Raw genomic sequence first — 15,411 nt, 5'->3', positions numbered from 1 at the left:
CTCCGCCTCAACGGAAGCGGTCGACCTCTTGGCGCAGGTCGGCCGCCAGGCTTTCCAGTTCCTTCGCCGTAATGGCCAGGTTCGACACCACCTCACGCTGCTCGCTGTTGGCCATCGCAATGCTCTGCAGATTGCTGCTCAACAGCGTCGCGGTGCTGCTCTGCTCCTGAGTCGCGGTGGTGATCGCGGCGAACTGCTGACCCGCCGAGCGGCTCTGCTCATCGATCCGCGCCAGCGCTGAAGCAACGTTGGCGTTACGCGACAGGCCTTCCTGCATCAGCACGTTACCCTGTTCCATGGTGCTGATGGCGTTGCCGGTTTCCTGCTGGATGCTGTGGATCATCCCGGAAATTTCGTCAGTCGCCTGGCGGGTGCGCGACGCCAGATTGCGCACTTCATCGGCCACCACGGCAAAGCCACGACCTTGCTCGCCGGCACGGGCCGCTTCGATGGCCGCGTTGAGCGCCAGCAGATTGGTCTGTTCGGCAATCGAGGTGATCACGCTGACGATGCCGCCGATTTCCTGGGAGCGCTGACCAAGCGTGTTAATCACGGTCGCCGTGGTGTTCAGCGCGCCGGCAATCTGCTCCAGCGAGGACGATGCTTCTTCCATCGAGCTGCGGCCGATCTGGGTCTGCTGGGCATTTTCCTGGGCCAGACGCTGGGTGTTGCCCATGTTGTCGGCAATGTTCAGCGAGGTGGCGGAAAACTCTTCAACCGCACCGGCCATGCTGGTGATTTCGCCGGATTGCTGTTCCATGCCTTCGTATGCGCCACCGGACAGACCGGACAGTGCCTGCGCACGGCTGTTGACCTCTTCCGAGGCGCGGCGAATGTGCTCGACCATGGTCGACAGCGCCTGGCTCATCTGGTTGAACGCGCGGGCCAACTGACCGATTTCATCGTTGCTCGACACATTCAGGCGCACGCTCAGATCACCGGCGCCGAGGGCTTCGGCTTGACGTACCAGATCACCCAGCGGCTGCAGCTTGCTGCGCAGCAGCCACACCGCCGAACCGACCGCGATCAGCATCGCCAGCAGGCTGCCGATGGCCAACTGGAAACCAACGCTCCAGGTCACTTCGCGGATCTCGGACTTCGGCATGCTCGCCACCACCGACCACGGTCCACCTTCGAACGGCACGGCGATGCTGTAGAAGTCTTCAGACTTGTCGCTCCAGAACCGGCCCTTGCCCGGTGCTTTCGCCAGGCCATTCACCACGGGCACCGCTTGATCCGGCGCCTGCACGCCCGCTGGCGCGACCAGCCATTTGTTCTGTTCGTCCAGCAGCGCCAGGGAGCCGCTCTGGCCGATGCGGAAGCGCTTGAGGTTGTCGAACTGGGCGTTCTGCGCATCGGTGTAGTCGAAGCCGACGAACAGCACCGCGATCACCTTGCCGCTGCTGTCACGCACCGGGGTGTACTGAGTCATGTAGGAGCGATCGAACAGCAGCGCACGGCCGACGTAGCCTTGCCCCGCCATCAACTTCGCGTAGGCCGGGTGAGCGTGATCGAGCAACGTGCCGATGGCGCGGCTGCCGTCCTGTTTGGTCAGCGAGGTGCTGACCCGCACGAAGTCTTCGCCGCTGCGCACGAACAGCGTGGCAACGCCCGCCGTCATCTGCTTGAACTCGTCGACTTCCTTGAAGTTGTTGTTCAACACTTCGCTGCCCAGGTGCAGGCCCGGAGTCTGGGTGCCCGCCACGCTGACCGGCTCGTCCGGGTGAATGCTCAGGCCCGCGCTGAAGCGCTTCTCGAACAGCCCGCTCAGACGCTGGGTGCTTTCACGCAGCGTGCCGTGGAAGGTGCTCAACTGGTCGGCGAGCAGACGGGCTTCGCTGGCCAGGTGTTCTTCACGGGTGGCGAGGTTGGCGGTGTCCAGCGAACGCAGGGCGAACACCGTACTGCCACTGATGACAACCGCCAGTATCACGGCGAGCGCAAGGCCCAGCTGCGAGGCGATCCGGGCGCGAGGTTGAGACATGGACAGCTCCTGGCCGAGTCTGCGGATCCTCCCTGATCGCGGCTCGGAAAAATTCTAATAATGGGGGTGATGCGCAGAACCGGCACGACGGTTCCACTTGGACGTATTCGGCGGTGAAAGCGAATACTTGAGCGCACAGCAGGGTTATGGCCTGGGGCCGGCATTGTGGCGGCTCGAACGTTTCAGCTCAAGCGCGCGACCACCGGCAGTTCCATCGCCCGGACTTCGCCCTGAAGGAAATCACTGAGCCGGCGCAAACGTTCACCTCCCGGACGGGTCTTCGGCCACACCAGGTAATAATTCAGGCCGCTGGCGACCGCCGTCGGCCACGGCAGACTCAAACGTCCTTGCGCCACATCCTCGGCCACCATCAGCAGATCGCCCATGGACACGCCATACCCTCGGGCGGCCGCGATCATCCCCAGTTCCAGGGTATCGAACACCTGCCCGCCCTTGAGTGATACCTGATCCGACAACCCCATATGCTCCAGCCAGCTGCGCCAGTCGCGGCGATCCGGGGTCGGGTGCAGCAATTCGGTGGAGGCCAGTCGTGCCACATCCCAGGGCTGGTCATTGAGCAGGTTGGGGGCGCCTACCGGAATCAGTTCTTCCGGGAATAACAGGCTGGCCTCCCAGTCCGGCGGAAAATGCCCGTCGCTGAGCAGCACCGCGCAATCGAACGGTTCGTTGTTGAAGTCCACCGAGTCCACGTCCATCCAGGCACTGGTCAGTTGCACTTCATTACCCGGCTGCAAGTGGCGGAAGCGACTGAGCCGCGCCAGCAACCAGCGCATGGTCAGGGTCGACGGGGCTTTCATGCGCAGGATGTCATCTTCGGCGCGCAAGGTATTGCAGGCCCGCTCAAGCGCCGCAAAGCCTTCACGGATGCCGGGTAACAGCAGGCGCGCCGACTCGGTCAGTTGCAGGTTGCGCCCGCTGCGGTGGAACAGCCGACAGGCGAAGTGCTCTTCGAGCGTGCGGATATGCCGGCTCACCGCACTCTGAGTGATCGACAACTCTTCGGCGGCGCGGGTGAACGAACTGTGCCGCGCCGCAGCTTCGAATGCACGCAGGGCATACAAGGGTGGAAGACGACGGGACATGCACAGCGCTCCAATGGCGGGATTGCGCCAACTTAGCAGAATTGCTTCTGGATGAGTTTTAATCATGCCACCCATCCTTTTTATCCCTTTGTGCAACCCGCGCCAAACCCTGAGAATCGACGGTCTCTTGCTCCCTCTTTTATAAGGATGTGAAACCATGCAGCGTCCTGTGCGTACCGAACTCTGGGCCATCCTGCGGCTGGCGGGGCCGTTGATCGCCTCGCAGTTGGCGCACATGTTGATGGTGCTGACCGACACCCTGATGATGGCCCGCCTCAGTCCCGAAGCGCTGGCCGGCGGCGGGCTGGGCGCGGCCAGTTACTCGTTCGTGTCGATTTTCTGCATCGGCGTGATCGCGGCGGTCGGCACCCTCGTCGCAATCCGTCAGGGTGCCGGCGACATTATCGGCGCCGCCAGACTGACCCAGGCCGGACTGTGGCTGGCGTGGCTGATGGCGCTGGGCGCCGGGTTGCTGCTGTGGAACCTCAAACCGGTGTTGCTGCTGTTCGGCCAGACCGAGACCAACGTCAACGCCGCCGGACAATTTCTGATCGCCCTGCCGTTCGCCCTGCCCGGCTACCTGAGCTTCATGGCCTTGCGCGGTTTCACCAGCGCGATTGGCCGGGCGACGCCGGTGATGGTCATCAGCCTCGCGGGCACCGTGGCCAACTTCCTGCTCAATTACGCGCTGATCACCGGCATGTTCGGCCTGCCGAAACTGGGGCTGACCGGTATCGGTCTGGTTACCGCGATTGTCGCCAACTGCATGGCGCTGGGGCTGGCGTGGCATATCCGTCGGCATCCGGCCTATGACGCCTACCCGCTGCGCGAAGGCCTGTCGCGGCCGAACCGGCAGTACCTGAAAGAATTGTGGCGCCTGGGCCTGCCGATCGGCGGCACCTACGCAGTTGAAGTCGGGCTGTTCGCCTTCGCGGCGCTGTGCATGGGCACCATGGGCAGCACCCAACTGGCGGCGCACCAGATCGCCCTGCAAATCGTCTCGGTGGCGTTCATGGTGCCGGCGGGAATGTCCTACGCGATCACCATGCGCGTCGGCCAGCATTACGGCGCCGGGCAATTGAACGATGCGCGGATGTCCGGGCGAGTCGGAATCGTTTTTGGTGCCGTGGTGATGCTGGGGTTTGCGATGGTGTTCTGGCTGTTGCCGAACCAGTTGGTCGGTTTGTTCCTCGACCATAACGACCCGGCGTTTGCCGAGGTGATTCGGCTGGCCGTGAGCCTGCTGGCGGTGGCGGCATGGTTCGAGCTATTCGACGGCACGCAGACGATTGCCATGGGCTGCATCCGCGGACTCAAGGATGCCAAGACCACCTTTCTGGTCGGGCTCGGTTGCTACTGGCTGATCGGTGCGCCGGCGGCGTGGCTGATGGCGTTCCATCTGCACTGGGGGCCGACCGGCGTCTGGTGGGGTCTGGCGCTGGGCCTGGCCTGCGCGGCGATCAGCCTGACGCTGGCGTTCGAATGGAAGATGAAGCGGATGATTCGACTAGAGCCACAATCACAAGGCTTCAAGATCGCTCAGCCGGAATGACGGTACGGGAGCAACCCTGCTCCCGTACGCCTTTTAGTCAGACCACAATGCCCAGCGGAGGCTGGCTGGCATCAGCAATCAGATAGTCAACCAGCTCGGCCAACGGCAACGGCTTGCTGATCAGGTAACCCTGCACCTGATCGCAGCCGAATCCGCGCAGCAGATCCAGCTGCTCCCGGGTTTCCACCCCTTCGGCCACCACTTCCAGGTGCAGGTTGTGCGCGAGGTTGATCATTGCGTGCACCAGTTTGCGGTTCTCTTCGCGCTGCTCCATGCCGCCGACGAAGCTCTTGTCGATCTTCAGCAAGGTGATCGGCAGGCTGTTGAGGTGCACGAACGACGAGAACCCGGTGCCGAAATCATCCAGCGAGAAGCGCACGCCGAGGCGACCGAGTGCGTCCATGGTCTGCTTGACCAGATCGCTGCGGCGCATCACGGCGGTTTCGGTGAGTTCGAATTCCAGCCATTGCGCCTCGACGCCACGCTCGGCGATCAGGCGGCTGAGCGTCGGCAGCAACTGGCTGTCCTGAAATTGCCGGAACGACAGGTTGATCGCCATGTGCAGCGCCGGCAATCCGCGCTCGCGCAACGCCTGCATGTCACGCAGGGCCCGGGAAATCACCCAGTAACCCAGCGGCACGATCAGACCGCTTTGCTCGGCCAGCGGCACGAATTCGCTTGGCGGCAACAGGCCGCGTTCGCTGTGACGCCAGCGCACCAGGGCTTCGAGGCCGACGATCTGACCGTCCTGCATGTCCAGGCGTGGTTGGTAATGCAGCTCCAGTTCGTCGCGGCGCAACGCCCGGCGCAGCTCGCTTTCGAGGTCGGCGATGCTCCGCGCGTTGCGGTTGATCCGTTCGTTGAAGATGTGAAAGGTGCAGCCCTGGGTGCTTTTGGCCTGCTGCATGGCGATGTGCGCATGCCACATCAGCGGATCGGCGCCACCCTGGGCGCGGGCGTGTGCAATGCCCAGACTGGAGCCGATCAGCAGGCTTTCACCGTCGATCCAGTAAGGCTCCGCCAAGGCTTCGGTAATGCGTTCGGCCATCCATTCGGCCCGTTGCGGGGCACGACGGGTGTCGATCAGCAGGGCGAATTCATCGCTGCCCAGGCGCGCCAGTTGATCGCCGGCCTCCAGCTGGCTTTTCAGCCGGGCGACCACTTGCAGGATCAGCCGGTCGCCGGCCTGATGGCCGAGGGCGTCGTTGGCGTAGCGGAAGTTATCGAGATCGAGGTGCCCGAGGGCGAGGCCGCGACCGTCATTTTCAGCGAGGCGCGCGGTCAGCAACGTCTGAAAACCCTGACGGTTGGCGATACCGGTCAGCGGATCCTGTTCGGCCAGGCGTTGCAGGGTGTTTTCCAGCACGCCGCGTTCACGCACATGACGCAGGCAACGCCGCAGCATGCCGGCATCGAGGGCATCGAATACCAGCCAGTCGCTGACGCCATCGGGCGCGGTCGCCGGTTCGTGCTCCAGCAGCAACACGGTCGGCAGGCTGCAACGGCCGGGGGCCGGCTGCAAAGCGGGAACGGTCAACAACACCGCATGGCGGTTGTCTTCGAACAGACTGCTGACCGACTCCCAGCTCGGCGCGCTGATCAGCACCGCCGCGCTCCCCAACGGAGCCAGACACTCGCGCAACAACGCTGTCCACGCTGGCTCTTCGGCCAGTAGCAGCAAACGCAAGGGTTCGACAGGCGTAGTCAAGCTGACTCCCTAGACTCTGCAATGATGTGGGCGGCGGGCATTATGCCGTTCTGCCAACCAATGACCAAATGACAACGGTTATCAGAACGTTATTTTGTGTCATGAATGAGAACATTAGCCGCAAAATCACCGCGCATCCTGCGTGAAAGTATCAAAACCGGCAAATTTGAATCGCGTGGTGCGTCACAAGTCGGAGAGAGCAGCACAAATCGCTGAGCCTGTTAAAATGCCGGCCCATTTCGTCAACGACTCCCGAATTTTCGTATGTCCCGACTCAATCCCCGGCAGCAAGAAGCCGTGAACTACGTCGGCGGCCCTCTATTGGTGCTCGCCGGCGCCGGCTCCGGCAAGACCAGCGTGATCACCCGCAAGATCGCGCACCTGATTCAGAACTGCGGCATCCGTGCCCAGTACATCGTCGCCATGACCTTTACCAACAAGGCCGCGCGCGAGATGAAGGAACGGGTCGGCACTCTGCTGCGTCCCGGCGAAGGTCGCGGCCTGACGGTCTGCACCTTCCACAACCTGGGCCTGAACATCATCCGCAAGGAACATGAACGGCTGGGCTACAAACCCGGTTTCTCGATCTTCGACGAAACCGACGTCAAGTCGCTGATGACCGACATCATGCAGAAGGAATACGCAGGCGACGACGGCGTCGACGAGATCAAGAACATGATCGGCGCCTGGAAAAACGACCTGATCCTGCCGGCCGTGGCTCTGGAAAACGCCCGCAACCCCAAGGAACAGACCGCCGCCATCGTCTACACCCACTACCAGCGCACGCTCAAGGCGTTCAACGCGGTGGACTTCGACGACCTGATCCTGCTGCCGGTGAAACTCTTCGAAGAACACGCCGACATCCTCGAAAAGTGGCAGAACAAGGTGCGCTACCTGCTGGTGGACGAGTACCAGGACACCAACGCCAGCCAGTATTTGCTGGTGAAAATGCTCATCGGCAAACGCAACCAGTTCACCGTGGTGGGCGACGACGACCAGTCGATCTACGCCTGGCGTGGCGCGCGGCCGGAAAACCTGATGCTGCTCAAGGATGACTATCCGTCCCTGAAAGTGGTGATGCTGGAGCAGAACTACCGCTCCACCAGCCGCATCCTGCGCTGCGCCAACGTGCTGATTTCGAACAACCCGCACGAATTCGAAAAGCAGCTGTGGAGTGAGATGGGCCACGGCGACGAGATCCGCGTGATCCGCTGCCGCAACGAGGACGCCGAAGCCGAGCGCGTGGCCATGGAAATCCTCAGCCTGCACTTGCGCACCGACCGCCCGTACAGCGATTTCGCGATCCTCTATCGCGGCAACTACCAGGCCAAGCTGATCGAGCTGAAACTGCAGCACCACCAGGTGCCGTACCGTTTGAGCGGCGGCAACAGCTTCTTCGGCCGCCAGGAAGTGAAAGACCTGATGGCCTACTTCCGCCTGATCGTGAACCCGGACGACGACAACGCCTTCCTGCGGGTGATCAACGTGCCGCGCCGCGAGATCGGCTCGACGACCCTGGAAAAACTCGGCAACTACGCCACCGAACGCAAGATCTCGATGTACGCCGCCACCGACGAACTCGGCCTGGGCGAGCATCTGGACAGCCGCTTCACCGATCGCCTGTCGCGTTTCAAGCGCTTCATGGACAAGGTGCGCGAGCAGTGCGCCGGCGAAGACCCGATCTCCGCCCTGCGCAGCATGGTCATGGACATCGACTACGAGAACTGGCTGCGCACCAACAGCTCCAGCGACAAGGCTGCGGACTACCGGATGAGCAACGTCTGGTTCCTGATCGAGGCCTTGAAGAACACCCTGGAAAAAGACGAAGACGGCGAAATGACCGTCGAGGACGCCATCGGCAAACTCGTTCTGCGTGACATGCTGGAACGTCAGCAGGAAGAGGAAGACGGCGCCGAAGGCGTGCAGATGATGACCCTGCATGCGTCCAAGGGTCTGGAATTCCCTTACGTGTTCATCATGGGCATGGAAGAGGAAATCCTCCCCCACCGTTCCAGTATCGAAGCTGACACCATCGAAGAAGAACGCCGCCTGGCCTACGTGGGCATCACCCGCGCGCGCCAGACCCTCGCGTTCACCTTCGCGGCCAAGCGTAAACAGTACGGCGAGATCATCGACTGCGCGCCCAGCCGCTTCCTCGATGAGCTGCCGCCGGACGACCTGGCCTGGGAAGGCAACGACGACACACCGACCGAAGTCAAAGCCGTGCGGGGCAATAGCGCACTGGCTGATATACGCGCGATGTTAAAGCGCTAGAATTGACCACTTTTTACTAGACCTTCGGCGCACAAAGCGCCAAATGAGGACAGCTTCATGGAAGCATTGCACCAGAAAATCCGCGAACAAGGCATCGTGCTTTCCGACCAGGTCCTGAAGGTCGACGCCTTCCTGAACCACCAGATCGACCCGGCCCTGATGAAGCTGATCGGCGACGAATTCGCCTCGCTGTTCAAGGATTCCGGCATCACCAAGATCGTCACCATCGAAGCCTCGGGCATCGCCCCGGCGATCATGACCGGTCTGAACCTCGGCGTGCCGGTGATCTTCGCCCGCAAGCAACAGTCCCTGACCTTGACTGAAAACCTGCTGTCGGCGACCGTTTACTCGTTCACCAAGAAAACCGAAAGCACTGTGGCCATCTCCCCGCGTCACCTGACCAGCAGCGACCGCGTGCTGATCATCGACGACTTCCTGGCCAACGGTAAGGCGTCCCAGGCGCTGATTTCGATCATCAAGCAGGCCGGCGCCACCGTCGCGGGTCTGGGCATCGTGATCGAAAAGTCGTTCCAGGGCGGCCGTGCGGAGCTGGATTCCCAGGGTTACCGCGTCGAGTCGCTGGCTCGCGTGAAATCGCTGAAGGATGGCGTGGTGACTTTCATCGAGTAATCGCTGAAAGGCGCAAGCTTGCCGCCGCATCCATGGATGCGGCGGATGCTATTGCGCGGTGGCCTTCAGGCCAGTGAGCAACAACCGCTGAAACAGGTCCTCCTTCAGGCCTTCCGGGTGGGTGAGCTGCATGCGCGCCAGATGCTCCGGATACAGCGAAGCCTCAGGCGCATCCAGCGCTGCCTTGCCCAGCTCCAGAATCTCGGTCAGCTTGAACTTGCTCTTCAGCCAGTTCAGCGCCCGCAACAGATCCTTCTCGACCTCATTGAAATCGCAGCCCAGCGGATACTCCGGAAACAGATTCGGATGCCGTGCAGCAATCGCCTGCAAGCGTTGCGGGGTGTTGTCGGTAAAGCGCGGATCGAGGCGGAAATCCTTCGGCAGTTTGCCGACCTTCTGTGCCTGCTCGATCAGACCCTGCTGGAAGCGTGAGTCGCTGATATTGAGCAACGCTTCGATCACCACCGCATCGGACTTGCCGCGCAGATCGGCGATGCCGTACTCGGTCACCACGATATCGCGCAGGTGCCGCGGAATCGTGCAGTGACCATATTCCCAGACAATGTTCGAACTGACATCGCCGCCGGACTCGCGCCAGCTGCGCAGCAGCAGGATCGACCGCGCATCGTGCAGCGCATGGCCCTGGGCGACGAAGTTGTATTGCCCGCCGACGCCACTGAGGACTCGCCCGTCTTGCAGTTGATCCGCCACACCCGCGCCGAGCAGGGTCATGGTGAACACGGTGTTGATGAACCGCGCATCCAGACGTTGCAGGCGCTTGAGCTCTTCCTGACCGTACAGCTCGTTGATGTAGCTGATGCGGGTCATGTTGAATTCAAGGCGTTTACTGTGGGGCAGCTCACGCAGGCGCTCATAGAAACTGCGCGGCCCGAGGAAGAAGCCGCCGTGCACTGAAATGCCGTCGGTTTGCGCCGCCTCGTCGAGGGTGCCGGCGTTGGCCTGCTCCTGAGTCTGCACGTCCGGGTAGACCTTGCGCCGGATGATCCCGGCGTCCGCCAGCACCAGCAGGCCGTTGACGAACATCTCGCTGCAGCCGTAAAGGCCCTTGGCGAACGGCTCGATACCGCCCTCGCGTTCGATCAGTTGCGCCCACTGGCTGAGGTTCACATCGGCCAGCAACTCCCGGTAGCCGGCATTATCAGCCTGACGCGCCAGCAACGCAGCGGTCAGCGCATCGCCCATCGAACCGATGCCGATCTGCAAGGTACCGCCATCGCGCACCAGCGTACTGGCGTGCAGACCGATGAAATGATCCTGAAACCCGACGGGCATGTTAGGCGTGGAAAACAGCGTGCTGCTGTCCTTCTCATCGATCAGCAGGTCGAAGGTGTCGATATCGACTTCGGCATCGCCCGGCATGTACGGCAACTCGGTGTGCACCTGGCCGACCAGCAGGATCGTCTCCCCCGCCGCCCGGCGTTTGGCGATCATCGGGAACAGGTCGAGGGTGATGTCCGGGTTGCAGCTCAGGCTCAGGCGATCGGGATGTTCGCTGCTGCTGGCGAGTAACTGCGCCACCAGATTCAGGCCGGCGGCGTTGATGTCGCGGGCGGCGTGGCTGTAATTGCTGCTGACGTAATCTTGCTGAGCAGATGCGCTGTTGAGCAGGCTGCCGGGCTGCATGAAGAACTGCTCGATGCGGATGTTGGCCGGCAGGCTGTCACGGCGCAGATCGACGAGGAAATCCAGCTCCGGGTAATCGCCGAAGACCCGCTCGACGAAGGGTTCGATGAAGCGCTTCTGCAAGCCATCGCCCAGGGCCGGACGGCCGAGGCACAGGGCGGTGTAGATCGTCAGCTGCCGTTCGGGCAATCCGGCAATCCGCCGGTACAGCGCGTTGACGAAGGGATTGGGTTTGCCCAGCCCCAGCGGCAGGCCCATGTGGATATGCGCCGGCAACCGTGCCAGAACGTCGTCCACTGCCTGTTCGATCGAACACAACTGCACCATCTGAAGCCTCCTGCCCGTTCCGTGAATAGAGGTACGACCGAGATTGCCGGTTGTTTGCTGCAATGAACAGTCTCGGGCCTGAATCGCAGGCACAAAAAAACCGTCCGAAGACGGTTTTTTTCGTCAGAAGCGCGGCTTATTTCAGGCCGGACATCTTCTGGATCGCGCCCTTCAGCTCGTCATCCGAGCAATCGGCGCAGGTGCCTTTTGGAGGCATCGAGTTCAGGCCGGTGATGGCTTTGGCCAGCAGGCCGTCGAGGCCGCCCTGGTGATCGGCACGGTCTTTCCAGGCTGCTGCGTCACCGATTTTCGGTGCGCCCAGCAGGCCGGTGCCGTGGCAAGCGTTGCAATGTTTGGCAATCACTTCATCCGGCGACTTGGCGCCGCCACCGCCGCCAGCCGAAGCGGCGACTTCCATCCCCTTGCACTCCTGCCCTTGAACACACACCTGGCCAACAGGCTCGAGGCGTTTGGCAATGTCGTCATTCGTCGCAGCTTGAGCGCTGACAGCCCAGAGGGCCAGTACGGTTGCTGGTGCAGCCAGCATTTTCATAATTAGATTCACGCGTTCACCCTCAATGGTGGCTATTCACGCCTGCGGCCACGGTTCGCAGGCGGGCGCAAGTATAGCGGGTAGCCCGCCACACTGAAACAACCCCAAAGTTAAAGGGGTCTTGTTGCGCATCGGTCAAACAGTCCGGACACCTTTGCCGCAGTGGCCTGGCGTCTCTCGGTTTAAAAGTTCGCCGGCGTGGCTGCGCTGATTAGTCGCGCCGGTGCGTCGAACGGATTACGGAAACGATGCGGCTTGGTACTTTCAAAGTAGTAGCTGTCGCCGGCTTCGAGGATAAAAGTTTCAAGGCCCACCACCAGTTCCAGACGACCTTCCACCAGAATCCCGGTTTCCTCGCCTTCGTGGGTGAGCATTTCCTCGCCAGTGTCGGCGCCCGGCGGGTAGATTTCATTGAGGAACGCGATGGCCCGGCTCGGGTGCGCACGACCGACCAGTTTCATGGTCACGGCACCGTCGGAAATGTCGATCAGCTCGTTGGCCTTGTAGACGATCTGGGTCGGTTTTTCCTGGAGGATCTCTTCGGAAAAGAACTCGACCATGGACATGGGAATCCCGCCCAGCACCTTCCTCAGCGAACTGATCGAAGGGCTGACGCTGTTCTTTTCGATCATCGAAATGGTGCTGTTGGTGACGCCCGCACGCTTGGCGAGTTCACGCTGGGAAAGCCCTTTGAGCTTGCGGATCGATTGCAGTCGTTCACCGACGTCCAAGGCTTGGGCCTCCTGAGTGTTGTAGAAATATTGAGCGTTATCATGGCGACAGCGTTCAGTATTTACAACACTTGGGCCCGGACCGGACTTCAACCCTCGGAATAGAGCCTTGGCACCCGGCGCAGGTTGCAGAAAATCTGGTACGGAATGGTGTCCGCCCACTTCGCCACGTCGCTGGCGAGGATGTTCTTGCCCCACAGCTCGACGGTCGAACCCAGGCCTGCTTCCGGCACGTCGGTCAGGTCGATGCACAGCATGTCCATCGACACCCGGCCCAGAATGCGACTGCGTTTGCCCGCCACCAGCACCGGGGTACCGGTCGGCGCCTGGCGCGGATAACCGTCGGCGTAACCCATGGCGACCACGCCGATGCGCATCGGTTTGTCGGTGATGAATTTTGCGCCGTAACCCACCGGCTCGCCGGCCGGCAGTTCGCGCACACTGATAACTTTCGACTCCAGGGTCATCACCGGTTGCAGACGCTCGGCCACGGCGTTGGCTTCTTCGAACGGGGTGGCGCCGTAGAGCATGATGCCCGGGCGCACCCAGTCGCTGTGAATCTGTGGCCAGCCGAGCACTGCCGGCGAGTTGCGCAGGCTGACTTCGGCGGCCAGGCCCTGACGCGCAGCCTCGAACACGGCAACCTGATCGGCACTGCTCTGCTCATGCAGCTCATCGGCCCGGGCGAAGTGGCTCATCAGCACGACTTTCGCCACTTTGCCGCTGGCCAGCAGACGCTGATAAGCCGCCGAATAATCCTTCGGATGCAGGCCGACGCGGTGCATGCCCGAATCGAGTTTCAGCCACACGGTGATCGGTTTGCTCAACGCCGCCTGCTCGATGGCTTCGAGCTGCCACAGCGAATGCACCACGCACCAGAAATCGTGCTCGACGATCAGCGCCAGCTCATCGGCTTCGAAAAAGCCTTCAAGCAACAGCACCGGCGCGCGAATCCCGGCGGCACGCAGCTCCAGGGCCTCTTCGATACACGCCACCGCGAAGCCGTCCGCCTCAGCCTCCAGCGCCTGAGCGCAACGCACTGCGCCGTGGCCGTAGGCATCGGCCTTGATCACCGCCAGTGCCTTGGCACCAGTGATTTCACGGGCGATACGGTAGTTGTGACGCAGAGCTTCTAGATCGATCAGGGCACGGGCAGGACGCATGGCAGCAGACTTCTTGGCGGTCATGGAAATAAAAACCGGCGCTGGCTGACGACGTGAACCGCCAACAGCACCGGGAGAGGGATCTTTACAACGGTTTACGGCAAGGCGGCGACGATGGAGATCTCGACCAGAATGCTCGGCTTGGCCATCTTCGCTTCGACGGTGGCACGGGCCGGCGCGGCGCCTTTGGGCAGCCACTGGTCCCACACCGAGTTCATCCCGGCAAAGTGCGCCTCGATGTCGTTCAGGTAGATCGTCGCCGACAGCAGATGCTGCTTGTCGGTCCCGGCCAGATCCAGCAGACGCTCGATATTGGCGAGTACGTCGCGGGTCTGTTGTTCGACTCCGGCGTTGAAGTCGTCACCGACCTGCCCGGCCAGATACACGATGCCGTTGTGGCTGACGATCTGACTCATGCGCTCATTGGTGAGCTGGCGCTGGATTGCCATGCTTCGCGGACTCCTGGGTCTTGTTGCCATAACGGGAAATATCGAGGCCTTCGGCGCTGATCTGCGGCTTTTTCTTCGCCATCAGGTCAGCCAGCAAGCGACCGGAGCCGCACGCCATGGTCCAGCCGAGGGTGCCGTGACCGGTGTTCAGGAACAGGTTCTTGAACGGGGTGGCGCCGACAATCGGGGTGCCGTCCGGCGTGGTTGGACGCAGGCCGGTCCAGAAACTCGCTTCGGCCAGATTGCCGCCCTGAGGATAAAGGTCGTTGACGATCATCTCCAGGGTTTCGCGCCGACGCGGGTTCAGCGACAGGTCAAAGCCGGCGATCTCCGCCATGCCGCCGACGCGGATGCGGTTGTCGAAACGGGTGATTGCGACCTTGTAGGTCTCGTCGAGAATGGTCGAAGTCGGTGCCATGGCCGGATTGGTGATCGGCACGGTCAGCGAGTAGCCCTTCAAAGGATAAACCGGGGCTTTAATGCCCAGCGGCTTGAGCAGTTGCGGCGAGTAGCTGCCGAGGGCGAGCACGTAGCGGTCGGCGGTTTCCAGCTTGCCGTCGATCCACACGCCGTTGATGCGGTCACCGGCGAAGTCGAGGCGCTGGATGTCCTGATTGAAACGGAACTCCACACCCAGGTTCACGGCCATTTCGGCGAGGCGGGTGGTGAAGATCTGGCAGTCGCCGGTCTGGTCGTTCGGCAGGCGCAAGGCACCGGCGAGGATGTCGGTGACGCTGGCCAGGGCCGGCTCGACGCGGGCAATGCCGGCGCGGTCGAGGACTTCGAACGGCACGCCGGATTCTTTGAGAACGGCGATGTCCTTGGCGGCGCCATCAAGTTGCGCCTGGGTGCGGAACAGCTGGGTGGTGCCCAGGCTGCGGCCTTCGTAGGCGATGCCGGTTTCGGCGCGCAGTTCATCGAGGCAGTCGCGGCTGTACTCGGACAGACGCACCATGCGCTCCTTGTTCACCGCGTAGCGGTTGGCGGTGCAGTTGCGCAGCATCTGCGCCATCCACAGGTACTGGTCGATGTCGGCGGTGGCCTTGATCGCCAGCGGCGCGTGGCGTTGCAGCAGCCACTTGATGGCCTTGAGCGGCACGCCCGGCGCAGCCCACGGCGAGGCATAGCCCGGCGAGACCTGGCCGGCGTTGGCGAAACTGGTCTCCATGGCCGCGGCTGGCTGCCGGTCGACCACCACCACTTCAAACCCGGCACGGGCCAGATAGTAAGCACTGGCGGTACCGATGACGCCGCTACCCAAGACCATAACGCGCATTTTTGTATCCCTCTCGC

Annotated in this window: 12 protein-coding genes; 3 read left to right on the top strand and 9 right to left on the bottom strand. The window is 62.2% G+C overall.

Features of this window, described 5'->3' with window-relative positions; genetic code table 11:
* Positions 1–7 precede the first annotated feature (7 nt).
* Both ACKLNA_RS08920 and ACKLNA_RS08915 read right to left on the bottom strand, forming a co-directional pair.
* A complete protein-coding gene (locus ACKLNA_RS08920) occupies positions 8–1,984 on the bottom strand; it encodes a methyl-accepting chemotaxis protein (protein ID WP_408985654.1) in 1,977 nt (658 codons plus the stop codon).
* A 182-nt stretch (positions 1,985–2,166) separates the two neighbouring features.
* On the bottom strand, positions 2,167–3,087 hold the full coding sequence (locus ACKLNA_RS08915; RefSeq protein WP_085708898.1) for a LysR substrate-binding domain-containing protein: 921 nt from the start codon (positions 3,085–3,087) through the stop codon (positions 2,167–2,169).
* 157 nt (positions 3,088–3,244) lie between these two features.
* Here ACKLNA_RS08915 and ACKLNA_RS08910 point away from each other — a divergent pair, with 157 nt between their 5' ends.
* Complete coding sequence (locus ACKLNA_RS08910) at positions 3,245–4,639, top strand: NorM family multidrug efflux MATE transporter (RefSeq protein ID WP_408985653.1); 1,395 nt, start codon at positions 3,245–3,247, stop codon at positions 4,637–4,639.
* A gap of 37 nt (positions 4,640–4,676) precedes the next feature.
* Here ACKLNA_RS08910 and ACKLNA_RS08905 read toward each other — a convergent pair whose 3' ends face one another.
* Positions 4,677–6,347, bottom strand: a complete 1,671-nt coding sequence (locus tag ACKLNA_RS08905; protein WP_085708896.1) for a bifunctional diguanylate cyclase/phosphodiesterase — start codon at positions 6,345–6,347, stop codon at positions 4,677–4,679.
* A 264-nt stretch (positions 6,348–6,611) separates the two neighbouring features.
* Here ACKLNA_RS08905 and rep point away from each other — a divergent pair, with 264 nt between their 5' ends.
* Positions 6,612–8,621 carry a DNA helicase Rep gene (rep, locus tag ACKLNA_RS08900; protein WP_085708895.1) on the top strand — a complete coding sequence of 670 codons (2,010 nt, stop codon included), beginning with the start codon at positions 6,612–6,614 and terminating at the stop codon, positions 8,619–8,621.
* A 57-nt stretch (positions 8,622–8,678) separates the two neighbouring features.
* Positions 8,679–9,251, top strand: coding sequence for a xanthine phosphoribosyltransferase (locus tag ACKLNA_RS08895; protein ID WP_007920398.1), 573 nt, complete (start codon positions 8,679–8,681; stop codon positions 9,249–9,251).
* Positions 9,252–9,299: 48 nt separating this feature from the next.
* Here the strand turns inward: ACKLNA_RS08895 and ACKLNA_RS08890 are convergent, their stop codons facing one another.
* The 6 genes from ACKLNA_RS08890 to dadA all read right to left on the bottom strand — a co-directional run bounded on the left by ACKLNA_RS08890 (position 9,300) and on the right by dadA (position 15,394).
* Positions 9,300–11,222 (bottom strand): acetyl-CoA hydrolase/transferase C-terminal domain-containing protein, encoded by a 1,923-nt coding sequence (locus ACKLNA_RS08890; protein WP_408985652.1) that lies wholly within the window; start codon positions 11,220–11,222, stop codon positions 9,300–9,302.
* 136 nt (positions 11,223–11,358) lie between these two features.
* Positions 11,359–11,775, bottom strand: a complete 417-nt coding sequence (locus tag ACKLNA_RS08885; protein ID WP_408985872.1) for a c-type cytochrome — start codon at positions 11,773–11,775, stop codon at positions 11,359–11,361.
* A gap of 182 nt (positions 11,776–11,957) precedes the next feature.
* On the bottom strand, positions 11,958–12,506 hold the full coding sequence (locus ACKLNA_RS08880; RefSeq protein ID WP_003229444.1) for a cupin domain-containing protein: 549 nt from the start codon (positions 12,504–12,506) through the stop codon (positions 11,958–11,960).
* Positions 12,507–12,595: 89 nt separating this feature from the next.
* Positions 12,596–13,669, bottom strand: coding sequence for an alanine racemase (gene alr / locus ACKLNA_RS08875; protein ID WP_408985651.1), 1,074 nt, complete (start codon positions 13,667–13,669; stop codon positions 12,596–12,598).
* Positions 13,670–13,764: 95 nt separating this feature from the next.
* A complete protein-coding gene (locus tag ACKLNA_RS08870; protein WP_085708889.1) occupies positions 13,765–14,118 on the bottom strand; it encodes a RidA family protein in 354 nt (117 codons plus the stop codon).
* Positions 14,090–15,394, bottom strand: a complete 1,305-nt coding sequence (gene dadA / locus ACKLNA_RS08865) for a D-amino acid dehydrogenase (protein WP_085708888.1) — start codon at positions 15,392–15,394, stop codon at positions 14,090–14,092. Before dadA ends, ACKLNA_RS08870 begins: the two co-directional genes overlap by 29 nt.
* Between the last annotated feature and the right edge of the window lie 17 nt (positions 15,395–15,411).

Source organism: Pseudomonas sp. UV AK001, assembly GCF_046097675.1.
Classification (GTDB): Bacteria; Pseudomonadota; Gammaproteobacteria; order Pseudomonadales; family Pseudomonadaceae; genus Aquipseudomonas; species Aquipseudomonas kribbensis.
Note: the sequence above shows the minus strand (reverse complement) of the source record. Positions and strands in the feature narration are given on the sequence as shown.